The 15750-nt window shown below is 69.1% G+C and carries 15 protein-coding genes; 11 read left to right on the top strand and 4 right to left on the bottom strand.

The annotated features are described in order from the left end of the window. Positions 1-79 precede the first annotated feature (79 nt). The 7 genes from recR (at position 80) to UA74_RS01040 (ending at position 7344) form a co-directional block, all read left to right on the top strand. The gene (recR, locus tag UA74_RS01010; RefSeq protein ID WP_075738066.1) at positions 80-688 is read left to right on the top strand and encodes a recombination mediator RecR; all 609 of its coding nucleotides are present in this window, start codon (positions 80-82) and stop codon (positions 686-688) included. After that, entirely contained in the window at positions 685-1356 is a 672-nt protein-coding gene (locus tag UA74_RS01015) for a uridine kinase family protein (protein ID WP_318533282.1), read from the top strand. Before recR ends, UA74_RS01015 begins: the two co-directional genes overlap by 4 nt. Before the next feature lie 131 nt (positions 1357-1487). Next, positions 1488-3182 (top strand): ABC transporter substrate-binding protein, encoded by a 1695-nt coding sequence (locus UA74_RS01020; protein ID WP_075738068.1) that lies wholly within the window; start codon positions 1488-1490, stop codon positions 3180-3182. Positions 3183-3222: 40 nt separating this feature from the next. After that, a complete protein-coding gene (locus UA74_RS01025; RefSeq protein WP_075738070.1) occupies positions 3223-4233 on the top strand; it encodes an ABC transporter permease in 1011 nt (336 codons plus the stop codon). Further along, positions 4233-5168: an ABC transporter permease gene (locus UA74_RS01030; RefSeq protein ID WP_075738072.1), complete on the top strand. Its 936-nt coding sequence runs from the start codon at positions 4233-4235 to the stop codon at positions 5166-5168. The genes UA74_RS01025 and UA74_RS01030 overlap by 1 nt, the downstream gene beginning before the upstream one ends. A 2-nt stretch (positions 5169-5170) precedes the next feature. Next, the gene (locus UA74_RS01035; protein WP_075738074.1) at positions 5171-6166 is read left to right on the top strand and encodes an ABC transporter ATP-binding protein; all 996 of its coding nucleotides are present in this window, start codon (positions 5171-5173) and stop codon (positions 6164-6166) included. Between the two features lie 128 nt (positions 6167-6294). Further along, on the top strand, positions 6295-7344 hold the full coding sequence (locus UA74_RS01040) for an ABC transporter ATP-binding protein (protein WP_232237784.1): 1050 nt from the start codon (positions 6295-6297) through the stop codon (positions 7342-7344). A 131-nt stretch (positions 7345-7475) separates the two neighbouring features. Here the strand turns inward: UA74_RS01040 and UA74_RS01045 are convergent, their stop codons facing one another. Then, positions 7476-7706: a hypothetical protein gene (locus tag UA74_RS01045; protein ID WP_083682833.1), complete on the bottom strand. Its 231-nt coding sequence runs from the start codon at positions 7704-7706 to the stop codon at positions 7476-7478. Between the two features lie 286 nt (positions 7707-7992). Continuing rightward, positions 7993-9795 carry a 2-isopropylmalate synthase gene (leuA, locus tag UA74_RS01050; protein ID WP_075738078.1) on the bottom strand — a complete coding sequence of 601 codons (1803 nt, stop codon included), beginning with the start codon at positions 9793-9795 and terminating at the stop codon, positions 7993-7995. A gap of 305 nt (positions 9796-10100) precedes the next feature. On the opposite strand from leuA, the gene UA74_RS01055 reads away from it, so the two are divergent. Beyond that, entirely contained in the window at positions 10101-10385 is a 285-nt protein-coding gene (locus UA74_RS01055; RefSeq protein WP_075738080.1) for a hypothetical protein, read from the top strand. A 129-nt stretch (positions 10386-10514) separates the two neighbouring features. Here UA74_RS01055 and UA74_RS01060 read toward each other — a convergent pair whose 3' ends face one another. Continuing rightward, the gene (locus UA74_RS01060) at positions 10515-11138 is read right to left on the bottom strand and encodes a nitroreductase family protein (RefSeq protein ID WP_075738082.1); all 624 of its coding nucleotides are present in this window, start codon (positions 11136-11138) and stop codon (positions 10515-10517) included. Between the two features lie 177 nt (positions 11139-11315). Beyond that, a complete protein-coding gene (locus tag UA74_RS01065) occupies positions 11316-12557 on the bottom strand; it encodes a glycosyltransferase family 39 protein (protein WP_232237590.1) in 1242 nt (413 codons plus the stop codon). A 185-nt stretch (positions 12558-12742) separates the two neighbouring features. Between UA74_RS01065 and UA74_RS01070 the strand changes: the two genes are divergently transcribed. The 3 genes from UA74_RS01070 to UA74_RS01080 all read left to right on the top strand — a co-directional run bounded on the left by UA74_RS01070 (position 12743) and on the right by UA74_RS01080 (position 15744). Next, positions 12743-14008, top strand: coding sequence for an aspartate kinase (locus UA74_RS01070; protein WP_075738084.1), 1266 nt, complete (start codon positions 12743-12745; stop codon positions 14006-14008). Between the two features lie 20 nt (positions 14009-14028). Then, positions 14029-15114: an aspartate-semialdehyde dehydrogenase gene (locus UA74_RS01075; RefSeq protein WP_075743273.1), complete on the top strand. Its 1086-nt coding sequence runs from the start codon at positions 14029-14031 to the stop codon at positions 15112-15114. 177 nt (positions 15115-15291) lie between these two features. Further along, positions 15292-15744 carry a Fur family transcriptional regulator gene (locus tag UA74_RS01080; RefSeq protein ID WP_075738086.1) on the top strand — a complete coding sequence of 151 codons (453 nt, stop codon included), beginning with the start codon at positions 15292-15294 and terminating at the stop codon, positions 15742-15744. Positions 15745-15750: the final 6 nt, after the last annotated feature.

The raw sequence follows: 15750 nt of genomic DNA on the forward strand, positions 1-15750 counted from the left end.
CAGCACAGCAGGCACGTCGAAGGCCTTCCTCGGCGTTGTCGTCGCCTCGCGCCAACAGCCAGGTTAAGGAGAGGTCGGGTTGTACGAGGGTCCGGTTCAGGATCTGATCGACGAGCTGGGGCGGCTGCCCGGCATCGGTCCCAAGAGCGCCCAGCGGATCGCCTTCCACCTGTTGTCCGCCGAGCCCGCCGACGTGACTCGGCTGCAAGAGGTGTTGCAGCGGGTCAAGGAGGGCGTGGTGTTCTGCGATGTCTGCGGCAACGTCTCCGAGGAGCAGACCTGCCGGATCTGTCGGGATGTGCGGCGGGACCCCAGGGTGGTGTGCGTCGTCGAGGAGCCCAAGGACGTTCCCGCCGTGGAGCGGACTCGCGAGTTCCGGGGGCGCTATCACGTCCTGGGCGGCGCGCTGGACCCGCTGTCCGGAGTCGGTCCGGACCAGCTTCGGATCCGCGAGCTGTTGGCCAGGATCGGCAGCTCGGTGGACGGGGTCGAGGTGAACGAGGTGATCATCGCGACCGACCCCAACACCGAAGGGGAGGCCACCGCGACCTACCTGATCCGCATGCTGCGCGACTTCCCCGGTCTGACCGTCACCAGGCTGGCCTCCGGCCTGCCGATGGGCGGCGACCTGGAGTTCGCCGACGAGCTGACCCTCGGCCGGGCGCTGTCCGGACGCCGCACGGTGTGACCGACAGCGGGGAGGCCGACCGTGAGCGGACCGGGCGCACCGACGGCGATGGTCCGGCCTTCCCGGCGGACCGGGTGGCCGGGCTGATCGACGCGGTGCTGCGGCGCCCGGCCAGGCTGGGTCGGGTGCGAGTGCTGGCCGTCGACGGGCCCTCCGGATCGGGGAAGTCCACCCTGGCGGATGCGATCCTCGCCGCCCTGCCTGCTCGCGGAGTCGTCGGCGGCCTGGTGCGTTCGGACGACTTCGCCACCTGGACCGAGCCCGAAGGCTGGTGGGACCGGCTCGAACACGGAGTGTTAGCGCCATTGCGGGCGGGCAGGCCGGGAGGTTACCGGCGCATCGAGTGGACCGATTCGGGACCACAGCCGGGCGGATCGGTCGAGGTGCCGATTCCCGAGGTGTTGGTGCTGGAAGGCGTCACGACGGGACGACGTGCCGCCTCGGAACTGCTCTCCCTGCTGGTGTGGATCTCCTGGGGTGATGAACAGCACAGACGTGAGCGAGCGGTGGCCAGGGACGGTGAGGTGATCCGCACGCCGATGCACGGCTGGCAGCGCTTCGAACGTGCCTGGTTCGCCGAGGATCGGCCGTGGGAACGCGCCGACGTCCTCGTGACGGACGGCAGTTGGTTGACTCCGCACGTTTCATCGGATCGTCACAGACAGTGAGGGTGACCGGCGAAATCCGGTGGCATAGTTCAGCGTGTCGGGATCGTGACCCGGTCACGCTACGGATCGGTAGCGCCTAAGGGTTATCGTCTGCGACCAACTGTGAGTTAGCCCGAACACTGAGGTGCGTGATGGCCACATCCCGAACGGCCCTGAGGTCGCGGCTCCTACGGCTGAGCGCCGTGGGCCTCGCCGGAGCCCTTGTCCTGTCCGCCTGTGCAGAGTCGGAGCGAACCTCCGACGGTGACACGGGTGGCAGCACGGGCGACACATTCGTCTTCGGTGCCGCCGGGGCACCCGCGCTGTTCGACCCGTTCTTCGCCAGCGACGGCGAGACGTTCCGCGTGTCGCGGCAGATCTTCGAGGGCCTGGTCGGCTTCGAACCGGGCGGCGTGGACGTCGAGCCCGAGCTGTCCACCGACTGGGAGTCGTCGGAGGACGGCCTCACGTGGACCTTCAACCTCGAAGAGGACGTCACCTTCCACGACGGCACCCCCTTCAACGCCGAGGCGGTCTGCTTCAACTTCGACCGCTGGTACAACCAGGAGGGCACCGGGCAGAACCCGGCGATCTCCTACTACTGGAACAACACCTTCGGCGGCTTCTCCGACGGTGCCTCGCCCTCGCTGTTCGAGTCCTGCGCAGCAGAGGACGAGAGCACCGCGGTCATCCAGCTCACCAGGGCCACCGGCAAGTTCCCGGCGATCCTCGGCCTGCCGTCCTTCTCCATGCAGTCGCCCACGGCGCTGGAGGAGTACGACGCGGACGACGTCCAAGCGGAGGGCGACAGCTTCGTCTTCTCCGAGTACGCCCGTGAGCACCCGACCGGCACCGGTCCGTTCCAGTTCTCGTCCTACGACGAGGGCAACGCGACGATCGAGCTGAACCGCTACGCGGACTACTGGGATGCCGACGCCGCGGCACAGGTCGAGAACCTGATCTTCCGGATCATCCCGGACGAGACCACCCGGCGCCAGGAGCTGCAGTCGAACGGCATCGACGGCTACGACTTCCCCAACCCCGCCGACTACCAGACGTTGCAGGACGGCGGCTTCCAGGTCGAGGTCCGCGATCCGTTCAACATCCTCTACCTGGGCATCTCCCAGAAGGAGAACGAGAGCCTGCGTGACTTCCAGGTCCGGCAGGCCATCGCGCACGCCATCGACCGCGAGGAGCTGGTCGCCGCGACCATGCCCGCGGGTGCCGAGGTCGCGACCCAGTTCTACCCGAACACGGTCGAGGGCTACGCGGACGACGTGCAGACCTACGAGTACGACCCCGACCTGGCCGAGTCGCTGCTCGCCGACGCGGGTGCGTCCGACCTGACGGTGGAGTTCCACTGGCCGACTGAGGTCACCCGGCCGTACATGCCGAGCCCGCAGAACATCTTCAATGCGGTCTCGGAGGACCTGGAGGCCGTGGGCATCACCGTCGAGGCCGTCAGCACCCCGTGGAACGGCGGGTACACCGAGCGCACGAACCAGGGCGACGCGCAGCTCTTCCTGCTCGGCTGGACCGGCGACTACAACACGGCCGACAACTTCATCGGCACCTTCTTCACCGATCTGGAGGGCCAGTTCTTCACCGGTGAGTCGGAGGGCGGCGAGGAGCTGTCCGAGGCGCTCCAGGCCGCCGATGCAGAGCCGGACCCCGACGCCCGTGCGGCGCTCTACGAGGACATCAACCGCAACATGATGTCCGAGTGGCTGCCCTCGATCCCGCTGTCGCACTCGCCGCCCGCGATCGTCGTCGGACCGAACGTCGAGGGCCTGATCACCAGCCCGCTCACGGCGGAGGAGTTCAACACCGTCACCGTGACCGAGTAGATCAGCTTCGACACCGAACCCCACCACAAGAGGCGAACGCGTGCTCCGATACACCGTTCGGCGGCTGGCTCAGCTGGTGCTGGTCATCGCCGTGCTCTCGGTGCTGCTGTTCGGCTGGCTTCGGATTCTCCCGGGAGGGCCTGTCTCGGCCCTCCTGGGAGACCGATCCACCCCCGAATCCGCAGCGCAACTTCGAACCGAGCTGGGCCTGGATCAGCCGATCTTCGTGCAGTACTTCAGCTTCCTGGAACGTGCCTTCACCGGGAACTTCGGCACCTCGACCGGCGTCCAGCGCGGCGTGCCCGCATTAGAGGTCTTCCTCCAGCGGTTCCCCGCGACCCTCGAGCTGGCGTTCATGGCGATCCTCATCGCGATCGCGGTGGGCATCCCGGTCGGATACCTCGCGGCGCGTCGGCGCGGCGGCTGGCTGGACAACCTGAGCGTCGGCTGGTCGCTGATCGGCATCGCGGTGCCCGTGTTCTTCCTGGCGTTCCTGTTCAAGTGGATCTTCGCGGTGGAGCTGGGCTGGCTGCCCGCCTCCGGGCGGCAGAGCACGGGACTCGACGCGACCAGGATCACCGGGTTCTACATCCTCGACGGCCTGATGACCAGGGAATGGGATGCGGCCTGGGATGCCTTCCTGCATCTCATCCTGCCCGCGGTCGCGTTGTCGACCATCCCGTTCGCGGTGATCTTCCGGATCACCCGTGCCGCCGTGCTCGACGTGCTGGACGAGGACTACGTCCGCACGGCGCGCTCCAAGGGGCTGGCAGGCTCGGTGATCCGACGTCGGCACGTGCTGCGCAACGCGATGCTGCCGGTGGTCACGACGATCGGGCTCCAGACCGGCGCGCTGCTCTCGGGAGCGGTGCTGACCGAACGTGTGTTCAACATATCCGGGCTCGGGCAGGCGTTGGCGCTGGGCTTCGAGCGTAAGGACTTTCCGGTGCTTCAGGTCGTGATCATCGCTGCGGCGATGGTGTACGTGCTGGTGAACCTGGTGGTCGATCTGTCCTACGCGGCGATCGATCCCCGGATCAGGACGCGGTGATGGCGATCGGCAACGCTCGCAAGGAGCGAATCGACTCTCTGGCCGAGGCGGGTCCCGCCGACGCGGGGACCAGTCTGTTGGCCTCGGCGTGGCGGCGACTTCGTCGCAGCCCCACCTTCCTGGTCGGTGTGACGATCATCGGCCTGTTCGTGCTGCTGGCGCTGCTCGCGCCGCTGCTGGCCCCGCATGACCCCGGTGCTCGGCTGCTGGCCGACCAGGTGTCGGCGGCGACGAACAGCATTCCTCCCGCGCAGGACGGCCATCCCCTCGGCGGCGACCAGAACGGCCGAGACCTGCTGTCCCGGCTGTTGCTCGGCTCCCAGCAGACGCTGCTGGTGGCGCTGTTCGCCACGTTGATCGGCCTCGGCGGCGGGCTCACGCTCGGCACGCTGGCAGGCGCGTTCGGCGGCTGGGTGGACTCGCTGGTCATGCGGATCGTCGACGTGATGCTGTCGGTCCCGTCGCTGCTGCTGGCCGTGTCGATCGGCGCCCTGTTCGCGGGGCAGACGCAGTTCACCGTCATCCTGGCCGTGGCGATCGTGCAGGTCCCGGTCTTCGCCCGGCTGCTGCGCGGCGCGATGCTCGCGCAGCGATCCAGCGACCACGTCCTCGCGGCGCGGGCGCTGGGTGTCAAGCGGGGCGCGATCGTGTTCCGGCACATGTTGCCCAACGCGCTCGGCCCGGTGATCGTCCAGGCGACGTTGGTGCTGGCGGTCGCCATCATCGACGCCGCCGCGCTCTCCTTCCTCGGGCTCGGCGCCGCCAACGACGCCATCCCAGAGTGGGGACAGATGCTCGGTGGGGCGCAGACGATCATCGACACACATCCACACCTGGCGTTCTATCCAGCGAGCTGCATCATCCTGGTGGCGCTCGGCTTCACCCTCGTCGGTGAGTCGATGCGGGACGCGCTTGACCCGAAGAGGCGGCGGTAAGGATGGCACTGCTCGAAGTTCGCGATCTCTCCGTCACGTTCCAACGCAAGGGTGAGAAGCCCTTCACCGCGGTCGACGGCATCAGCTTCGACGTGGAACCCGGCCAGACCGTCGGCCTGGTCGGCGAGTCCGGCTGCGGCAAGTCCGTCACCTCGCTGGCCATCATGGGCCTGCTGCCCCAGCACGGGGTGACGGTCGGCGGCAGCGTCGAGTTCGAGGGCACCGATCTGCTTCGGCTCAGCGACCGCCAGATGGACGAGCGGCGCGGTCGGGATCTGGGAATGGTCTTCCAGGACCCGCTCTCCTCGCTGAATCCGGTGGTCCCCATCGGGCTCCAGGTGACCGAGGTCTTGGAGCGGCATCGAGGCATGGCCCGCAAGGCGGCCAGGGTCGAGGCGGCCGAGCTGCTCGACCGGGTCGGCATCCCCGACCCGAAGCGCAGGCTCGACGAGTATCCGCATCAGCTCTCCGGGGGCATGCGGCAGCGTGGGCTGATCGCGATGGCCCTGGCCTGCAAGCCGAGGCTGCTGATCGCCGACGAGCCCACCACGGCGCTCGACGTCACCATCCAGGCGCAGATCCTGTCCCTGCTGGCCGGACTGGTCCGCGACACCGGGACCGCGCTGATCATGATCACCCACGACCTCGGCGTCGTCGCGGGCCTCTGCGACGAGGTGAACGTCCTCTACGGCGGACGGATGGTGGAGCGGGCGGGCCGACATCGGCTGTTCGCCGAGCCGCGACACCCGTACACCTCGGGGCTGCTCGCCTCGATCCCCCGGCTGGACTCGACGCGCGGGGAACGGCTCACCCCCATCGAGGGTTCGATGGCGGACAACCTGCCGTGGCACTCCGCCTGCGCCTTCGCCCCGCGTTGTCCGAACCGGCTGGACGTGTGCGAGCAGACCACGCCCGCGATGGAGTCCGACGGCGATCGGCTGCTGCGCTGTCACAACCCGATCAAGCGGCGGAACGAGAAGCAGGAGGTGGCCGGATGAGCACCGCCAGCACCACCGCAGACCCGGGTCCGGCGACGGACGAGACGGCGGCTGCGCAAGATGCCGACCAGTCGGAGGTCCTGGTCTCCGTCGAGGACCTGAAGGTTCACTTCCCGATCAAGCGCGGCATGATCCTGGACCGCACCGTCGGCTATGTCTACGCGGTCGACGGGGTGGACCTGACGATTCGCCGAGGCGAGACCTACGGCCTGGTCGGCGAGTCCGGCTGCGGGAAGTCCACGCTCGGCAGGGCTCTGCTGCGGCTGGTGGACGAGACCACGGGGCGGGTCGTCTTCGACGGCACCGACCTGTCCACGCTCAAGGGCGAACCGCTCCGGCGGATGCGCAAGCGGATGCAGATGGTGTTCCAGGATCCGCTGTCCTCCCTGGACCCGCGTCAGTCGGTCGAGTCGATCCTCGTGGAGGGTCTTCGGGCGCACGGCCTGGACAAGAACCGCGAGGAGACCCACAACCGACTGCTGACGCTGCTCGCGGCGGTCGGCCTGCCGGAGAACGCACTGCGGAAGTATCCGCACGAGTTCTCCGGCGGTCAGCGGCAGCGGATCGGCATCGCCCGCGCGCTGACGGTCAACCCGGATCTCATCGTGGCCGACGAGCCGGTCTCCGCGCTGGACGTCTCGGTGCAGGCGCAGGTGATCAACCTGCTCGGCGACCTTCAGCAGGAGTTCGGCCTGACGTACCTGGTGATCGCCCACGACCTCGCGGTCGTGCGGCACATCTCCGACCGGGTCGGGGTGATGTACCTCGGCGGGATCGTCGAGGAGGCCACCTCTAACGAGCTCTACACCGAGCCGCTGCACCCGTACACCCGCGCGTTGTTGTCGGCGGTTCCGGTGCCCGACCCGGCGTTGGAGGACCGGCGGGAGCACATCCTGCTCTCCGGCGACCTGCCCTCGCCCGCCGCACCGCCCAGCGGCTGTCGGTTCCACACGAGGTGTCCGTGGCGGCAGGAGACTCGGTGCGACACCGAGCGTCCCGCCCTGCGGGAGCTGGCGCCCGGCCACCGGGTCGCCTGCCACTTCGCGGAGGACATCCGCGACGGCAGGATCAGTCGTCACGAGGTCACGCCGGAGGCGATCGATCCCGATCTCGCGCAGAGCTCGACCGACTCGCCGTTCGGACCAGCCTCGGTCACGGAGGCGTTGGACCACCACTGATCGGCTGATCCAGAAGCACACACAGATGACGCCCGACCCGGGCCAGCCGGGTCGGGCGTCACTGTGTTTGGGTCCGGTGGCCACCGGGAGGAGAAGGGGTCCGCCGATCTCCTAGGCGGAGCGACCGGCGATCAGGACGGCACCTGGGCATCGGCGGTGATGAGCTTCTGCGCGTCGGAGGCGCGGTCGAGGGCCTGCGCCAGGCCGACGGCGTCCGCCGGACCGAGGACGGCGGTCTCACCGGGCGGGGTCACGACCGCGACGCGGTCGCCCAGCACGAGGACGGTGAGCTGTCGGGCCCGGCCTGAGGCGTCCGAGCAGTCGACCCACCAGCGCAGTGTCTCGTCCGATCCGGCGTTCATGCCGTCTCCATTCATCGCTAGTAGGGCCGCAACAGAACCAGAATTGTATTCACAGTACTGGCGTCCGGTGTCATGGTGATCGTCCGGTCGGTGTCTCGGCCCGCCCTGATCAGCAGAATCGACCGCCGTCGCAGGCGCGGGCCGCCGCGAGTCGACGAGGCCTCGGCGCTGATGCCGCCGGATGCCGGGGACCGGTGTCCACAGTGGATGTCCAGCCCGCCTGCATCCGACGTGGCAGGGCATTCCTGGCCGTATCGGAGTCGGTGTCTCCCGGCGGCCGCGACGGTCAGCGGTGCGCGCGGTTGACGGCCGAGACGACCGAGCGCAGCGCGGCCGTGACGGTGGAGGTGTCCACGCCGACTCCCCACAACAGCCGGTCGCTGACCGCACATTCCACATAGGACGCGGCCTTCGCGTCGTCCCCGCCGGTCAGTGCGTGCTCCACGTAGTCGAGGACCCGGACGTCATAGCCGATCGTCGCCAGCGCGTCGACGAACGCCGAGATGGGACCGTTGCCGGTACCCGTGATCTCGCGCTCCTCGCCGTCGACCACCACGGTCGCGGTGATGTGGTCGTCGTCCCCGCCGCTCACCTGGTGCCTGCTCAGTCGCAGCGGTGCCGTCGGCTCCAGGTACTCGGTGGCGAAGACGTCCCACATGGCCTTCGGGTCGACCTCGCCGCCCTCGGAGTCGGTGACCGCCTGCACCAGCTTGGAGAACTCGATCTGGAGCCTGCGCGGCAGCGACAGCTGGTGCTCGGTCTTCATGATGTAGGCGACGCCGCCCTTGCCGGACTGCGAGTTGACCCGGATCACGGCCTCGTAGCTGCGGCCGACGTCCTTCGGGTCGATCGGCAGATACGGCACGGCCCAGCGGAAGTCGTCGATCGACGTGCCCGCCGCCTCGGCCTCGGCCCGCAGCGCGTCCAGCCCCTTGTTGATCGCGTCCTGGTGGCTGCCCGAGAAGGCGGTGTAGACCAGCTCGCCGCCGTAGGGGTGCCGCTCCGGCACGGCGAGCTGGTTGCAGTACTCGACCGTGCGCCGTACCTCGTCGATGTCCGACAGATCGATCTGCGGGTCGACGCCCTGGCTGAACAGGTTCAACGCCAGCGTGACCAGGCAGACGTTGCCGGTCCGCTCCCCGTTGCCGAACAGGCAGCCCTCGATGCGGTCGGCGCCTGCCTGGTAGCCCAGCTCGGCGGCGGCCACTCCGGTGCCCCGGTCGTTGTGCGGATGCAGGGACAGCACGATCGAGTCCCGCCGGGCCAGGTTCCGATGCATCCACTCGATGGAGTCGGCGTAGACGTTGGGCGTGGCCATCTCGACCGTCGCGGGCAGGTTGATGATCGCGGGCGCCTCCGGCGTCGGCTGCCAGATCTCGATCACGGCGTTGCAGACCTCGACGGCGTAGGACAGCTCCGTGCCGGTGTAGGACTCGGGCGAGTACTGGAAGCGGAACTCGGTCTCCGGGTACTTCTCGGCGAACGCGGCGACCAGCTCGGCGCCGTCGGTCGCGATCTTCTTGATGCCCTCCCGCTCGCTGCGGAAGACCACCCGGCGTTGGAGGATCGACGTCGAGTTGTACAGGTGCACGATCGCCTTGTGGACGCCCTCGACGGCCTCGAACGTCCGCTCGATCAACTCGGGCCGGGCCTGGGTCAGCACCTGGATCGTGACGTCGTCCGGGATCGCCTCGTCCTCGATGATCTCGCGCACGAAGTCGAAGTCCGTCTGGCTCGCCGCGGGGAAGCCGACCTCGATCTCCTTGTAACCCATCCGCACCAGCAGGTCGAACATCCGGCGCTTGCGAGCAGGCGACATCGGGTCGATCAGGGCCTGGTTGCCGTCCCGCAGGTCGACCGCGCACCACTGCGGAGCCGAGCGGAGCGTGACGTCCGGCCAGGTGCGGTCGGGCAGCACGATCGGCTCCACCTGCTCGGCGAAGGGCAGGTAACGATGGAAGGGCATCGAGCTGCCCCGCTGCGGATTCCAGACGGGCTGATCGGCGGGCGCCGGTCGCGACGGGACGCGCAGGCGGCTGCGGCCGCTGCTGAAGGCGTCGGGCGCGGAGATGTCGGAGTGGCTGGTCATGACGGGGTGTTCTCCTACTGATGCCGGGTGCGACGACCGACGGCCTCGAACTCCGCGCCGGGGAGCCGGTCTGGTCAGACCCCGTCGCGGCGGCGAAGCAGGAGTGCGCGAGCCACGGACGAGAGGCTAACCGACCGGGCCGTCCGCGCGAAACCCCGTGGTCCAGATGGTGAGAGCAGTCGCACGACGGCCTCGGCTGGTCGAAGCCCTCGACCGGTCCTTGCGACCGCGCTCGGGCAGGCGGCACGAGCACTAGGCCGAACGGCGGAGTGTAAGTCGATCCGCCAGTGAGAAACACTCATCTCATGGCGGCATCGAAGCGTGGAAGCAGTGGACTGGCCGGGTTGATCAATGCTGTCGGCTTCGTCCTGGCAGCCGTGCTGGTCGCGAACGTCCTCCTCATCCTGCTCAACGTCGACACGAGCATCGAGGTGGTCGCGCTGATCGGCAATCTCGCGGACTGGCTGGCTCTGTGGTGGCCCGGCCTGATCCAGGTCGACGACGCGACCCTGCAGGTGTTGGTCGACTACGGCGTCGCGGCGCTCTTCTGGGTGGTGGTCGCCGGGATTCTGGCGCGCGCGTTCGGCTGAGCACGGCGACCCGACGGGGGCGCGGGGCGAATCGCGCCCTGAGCTCGCCGAGCAGGCACCGAGGCCTCCCGCGTCCCGTGTTCGACCAGCCGCCAGGGCACCCGTCCGCTCGGCATCGACGCCCGGTCGTCAGAACGCGGGTGTGCCCCAGGCCTCGCCGGAGACGAGTTCGTCCAGCGAGCGGCGTCGACGGGGCTTCGCATCGCGTTCCCGCAGGTCGATCGGGCCGGTCTCCGGGGGCGCCACGCGGCCCAGCGCGATGGCCACCCTGGGCTCGACGCTGTCGGGCAGCCCGAAGGCCTCGGCGATGGCCTCCGCGTCGAATCCGGCCATCTGGTGCGCGATCATGCCCTCCGCCACCGCCTGCAGCACGAGGTTCTGGGTGGCGAGCCCCAGGCCGTACTCGGAGTAGGGGAGCGGGTGGCCTTCCTCGTCGAGCACGACGGCGATGCCGATCACCAGCGCCGAGGCGGCAGGCGCCCAGGCCTTGTTCCCCCTGGAGAGCGAGTCGGCGATCCGGTCGAAGGTCTCGCTGCCGCGAATCCCGACGAGGTAGCGAGCAGGCTGACTGTTACCCCAGGACGGTGCCCAACGCGCGGCCTCGAACAGCGGCCGCAGCTGCTCCAGCTCCAACCCGGCCGTCGGATCGAGGTTGCGCGGGCTCCACCGGTCGGCGATGAGCGGGTGCAGTTCCACGCTGCTCTCCCCTCGGCGATCGGAGTTCCCGATCGGCGGTGTGCTCGACTCGCTCACCTGGGCAGTCCTTCCTGCTCGACGGACCTGGCGGGGCCAGCGTAGCCATGGGCGCGGCGGGGCGGCGACGTCGCTCACTCTGCGGAACCCGCAGGCACGAGCCCGCCTGCGGCCATCCCAGACTGAGGGGCGATCTTCCGGAGCCCGGCATCTCGGGGCCTCCCCGGTCGCCGGAACTCAGATCGCGTACGGCCAGGCGACGAGTGCGTAGGCACCGAACCAGGAGCCCGCCAGCGCCGCAGCGGCGACGACTGTCAACGCGGTGCCGGGTCGTCGTCGACCGAGGCCGATGGCGACGGGGATCAGCAGGGTGAAGGCGGGCAGCAGCAGCCGCGCCTTGGAGTTCATCAGGCCGTTGGAGCCGATGTCCATGACGAGTACGCCCGCGCCGTAGACCACCAGCGGCCATGGCAGCCGCATCCGCACCGCGACCACGGTGGAGACGATCCCCGCGATCAGCAGGGCGATCGTGCCGATCTCCAGCACGGACCGGCCGCTCGCGAGCACCTCGGTGGTGAAGCGCAGGGTTGCCGCGCCGCCGTCGAATCGGGAGTCCCAGCCCTCCTGCTGCACGTCGAACCAGCCGGTCGGGGAGCCGGTGCGCAACGCGACCCAGCCGAGATAGCCGAGCATCCCCAGGGGCGCCAGCAGCCCGGCGGCCCAGGGCCGCCAGCCGTCTCGGCGATGCAGCACGGCGACGAGAGCGGCGAGACCGACGGCCAGGATCAGGGCGGCGGCCGTGGGCCGGACCAGCCCCGTCGCAGCGCAGCACAGGCCGGCCAGCAGCCAGCGTCGCTCGACGACCCCGACGAGCGCCCAGGCCGCCAGCGCGCAGAACAACGCCTCCGAGTAGGCCATCGACAGCGCGATCGACAACGGCGTGCAGGTGAAGAGCGCGATCAGGATCAGTCCGACGCGGCGCGAGTCCGACACCGAGGCGGCCAGCCGCATCAGGGCATAGGCGCAGGCCACGCCGCTCAGCAGACTGACAAGCAGCGCCGTGGGGACGGGCTGGCTGCCCGGCATGGCGTCCAGCAGTCGGATCAGGGCCGGATAGCCGGGGAAGAACGCCGTCGAGGTGTCCTCGGTGCGCCTGCCGAAGGCGTCGTACAGCTCCGGCGACACGTCGGAGTACCCGCGAGTCGCGATGCTCAGGTACCACTGACCGTCCCACGCGGTCCGCGCGTCGATCGGTGACACTCCGTGTCGATCAGCCGCCCAGCCGAGCACGATCAGGCCCAGCTGGCGAAGTGCGAGGTAGACCACAGCGGGCGCCGCGAGCATCGCGAACCGGGCCGGTCGGGGATGCGCCGTCGCCCAGCCGGACAGCCGCTCGGCGATCGACGGTCTGCCCTGCTCAGACCCCGGACTGCGGGTGGGGTCCGAGCGTGCGTCTTCGGCCGTCGACGTGGCGGACAAGCCGGTCCTCCCCAGGGTCGGTTGATCAGGGGGTCAAGGCTAGTCGGAGGCCTTGGAACTCGGGTTATCCGTGAATTCTCTGTAGGCTGACCTCGCAGCGGAGCGACCCGTGGGGGCTCGATGCTGTTCAGGTCGAGTCGACATCCGGGGTCGCATCAAGGCTGATCTTCAGGAGGTTCGAAGACGTGGCGCTCGTCGTCCAGAAATACGGCGGATCCTCTGTGCAGAGCGCCGACCGGATCAAACGGGTGGCCGAGCGCATCGTCGAGACCCGCAACGCGGGCAACGATGTGGTCGTCGTGTGTTCGGCCATGGGCGACACCACGGACGAGATGCTCGAACTCGCCAAGCAGGTGTCCCCGAATCCGCCGGAACGCGAGATGGACATGCTGCTCACCGCCGGTGAGCGGATCTCCAACGCACTGGTCGCGATGGCCATCCACGCGCTCGGCGCGGAGGCCAGGTCGTTCTCGGGTTCCCAGGCAGGCGTGATCACCACCCCGGTGCATCAGAAGGCCAGGATCATCGACGTCACCCCCGGCCGGGTCCAGCAGGCCCTCGGCGAGGGGGCGATCGTCCTGGTCGCCGGGTTCCAGGGCGTCGCGCAGGACACCAAGGACATCACCACCCTCGGCAGAGGCGGCTCCGACACCACGGCCGTCGCGCTCGCCGCGGCGCTGAACGCCGACGTCTGTGAGATCTACACCGACGTCGACGGCGTGTTCAGCGCCGATCCTCGGATCGTGTCCGACGCCAAACACCTTCAGACCATCACCTACGAGGAGATGCTGGAGATGGCGGCCTGCGGCGCGAAGGTGCTGATGCTTCGCTGTGTCGAGTACGCCCGCCGATACGGCGTACCGGTGCACGTCCGTTCGTCGTACAGCAACAAGCCCGGCACCGTGGTGTCCGGCTCAGTGGAGGATCTGACCGTGGAACAGGCGATGATCACCGGCGTCGCGCACGACCGCTCCGAGGGCAAGGTCACCGTGGTCGGCGTGCCCGACACGCCGGGTGTGGCAGGCCGGATCTTCCGGGTCGTGGCGGACGCCGAGATCGACATCGACATGGTGCTGCAGAACGTCTCCGGCAGCTCTTCCGGGCGAACCGACATCACTTTCACCCTGTCGAGGGACAACGGCCCGACGGCGGTCGCCGCGTTGGAACGGCTTCAGGCCGAGGTCGGCTTCGAGCAGGTCCGCTATGACGACCGGGTCGGCAAGGTGTCGCTGGTCGGCGCGGGAATGCGCTCGCATCCCGGGGTCACCGCGACGTTCTGCGAGGCGCTGGCGAACGCGGGTGTGAACATCGAGATCATCAACACCTCGGAGATCCGCATCTCGGTGTTGATCAGGGACGACGATCTGGACGTCGCGGTCAGGGCGATCCATGAGGCCTTCAAGCTCGGCACTGACGAGGAAGCCGTCGTGTACGCGGGTTCGGGTCGGTGAGGGGAGTAGTGAACAGTCAGGTGACACAGACGACTGACGGCGACACGGGGCGGCCGACGCTGGCCATCGTCGGCGCGACCGGCGCCGTCGGCTCGGTGATGATCGACATCCTGGACAGTCGCGAGTCGGTGCCGTGGGGTGAGATCCGGCTGATCGCCTCGGCGCGTTCGGCAGGCAAGAAGATCACGGTGCGCGGGCGCGAGCTGACGGTGCTGGCGCTGGCCCCCGAGGTCTTCGACGGGGTCGACGTCGCCTGCTTCGACGTGCCGGACGAGGTCTCGGCCGAGTGGGCGCCCGTGGCGGCCTCCCGTGGCGCGGTGGCGGTGGACAACTCCGGCGCCTTCCGCATGGACCCGGAGGTGCCGCTGGTGGTGCCGGAGGTCAACGCGGACGACGTCGCCAGGCGGCCCAAGGGCGTCATCGCCAATCCCAACTGCACCACGTTGTCGATGATGGCCGCGATGGGCGCCCTGCACCGGGAGTTCGGACTCCGCGAGCTGGTCGTGGCGTCGTACCAGGCCGTCTCGGGTGCAGGCCAGGCAGGCGTCGACCGGCTGTACGCGGAGCTCGCCGCCGTGGCGGGCAAGGACGTCGGCGTCCGCGCCGGGGACGTCCGGGAGGCACTGACGGCCGCAGGCCTGGTCCAGGCCGACTCGCCGTTCCCGGCGCCGTTGGCGCTCAACGTCGTGCCGTGGGCGGGCTCGCTCAAGGACGACGGCTGGGCGTCGGAGGAGATCAAGGTCCGCAACGAGTCGCGCAAGATCCTGGGCATTCCGGATCTGAAGGTCTCGGCGACCTGTGTCCGGGTGCCGGTGGTGACCACCCACTCGGTCGCGGTGCACGCCGTGTTCGAGCGTCCGGTGACGGTGGCCCAGGCCCGCGAGGTCTTCGACGCGCAGCCGACGGTGGTGTTGATGGACGACCCGGCGAACGGCGTCTACCCGACGCCTGCCGACGTCGTCGGCGGCGATCCCACCTACGTGGGGCGCATCCGGCAGTCGCTGGACTTCCCGAACGCGCTCGACTTCTTCGTCTGCGGCGACAACCTCCGCAAGGGTGCCGCCCTCAACACCTACGAGATCGCCGAGCAGGTGGTGGCGGACTGACGTCTGCCGCACCGCCGGCGCGAGGGTTCCTCAGGTCGGCCGCCGGTCCTCCCGGCGGCCGACTTCTCGTCTCGGCTCCGCGGCGGTCCGCCGGGGGGACCGCCCGCCCGTCCGATGCAGATCAGAACCACCCATTTTCTTGACTTGTTCCAGTTTAGGTGGTGGACTGTCGGTCGTATGGCTCCCACCACGGCACCCAGGCAGGGCCGCAACGCGGCTCCCGACCCGCGCGACGCACTGCGCGGCGTCGGTCTGCGGGTGACGGCTCCTCGGCTGGCGGTGCTCGAATGGCTGGCCCGGCATCCGCATTCGACCGCAGAGCAGGTCGCCACCGCTGCGCGATCTCGGCTCGGTGTGGTCTCCACCCAGGCTGTGTACGACGTGTTGCACGCCTGCACCGCTCACGGTCTGCTCCGGCGGATCGAGCCTGCGGGACACCCGGCCCGCTTCGAGACCCGCACGGGCGATAATCATCATCATCTGGTCTGCAGGCAGTGCGGACGCACTGCCGATGTCGACTGCGTACATGGTGACTCGCCATGCCTGGAGCCCTCGGACACGGCGGGTTTCGTCGTCGACGAGGCGGAAGTCGTCTTCTGGGGCCTGTGTGCCCCCTGCTCGGCCGGTTGACGGCCG

This window comes from Actinoalloteichus fjordicus (assembly GCF_001941625.1).
In the GTDB taxonomy this organism is placed as follows: Bacteria; Actinomycetota; Actinomycetes; order Mycobacteriales; family Pseudonocardiaceae; genus Actinoalloteichus_A; species Actinoalloteichus_A fjordicus.

Bases quoted from the DNA above. Each gene is read 5' to 3' on its own strand.
- leuA (WP_075738078.1), bottom strand. From the start codon at position 9,795: ATGACCAGCCACTCCGACATCTCCGCGCCCGACGCCTTCAGCAGCGGC.
- UA74_RS01040 (WP_232237784.1), top strand. From the start codon at position 6,295: ATGATCCTGGACCGCACCGTCGGCTATGTCTACGCGGTCGACGGGGTG.
- UA74_RS01055 (WP_075738080.1), top strand. From the start codon at position 10,101: ATGGCGGCATCGAAGCGTGGAAGCAGTGGACTGGCCGGGTTGATCAAT.
- UA74_RS01020 (WP_075738068.1), top strand. From the start codon at position 1,488: ATGGCCACATCCCGAACGGCCCTGAGGTCGCGGCTCCTACGGCTGAGC.
- UA74_RS01030 (WP_075738072.1), top strand. From the start codon at position 4,233: ATGGCGATCGGCAACGCTCGCAAGGAGCGAATCGACTCTCTGGCCGAG.
- UA74_RS01045 (WP_083682833.1), bottom strand. From the start codon at position 7,706: ATGAACGCCGGATCGGACGAGACACTGCGCTGGTGGGTCGACTGCTCG.
- UA74_RS01080 (WP_075738086.1), top strand. From the start codon at position 15,292: ATGGCTCCCACCACGGCACCCAGGCAGGGCCGCAACGCGGCTCCCGAC.
- UA74_RS01035 (WP_075738074.1), top strand. From the start codon at position 5,171: ATGGCACTGCTCGAAGTTCGCGATCTCTCCGTCACGTTCCAACGCAAG.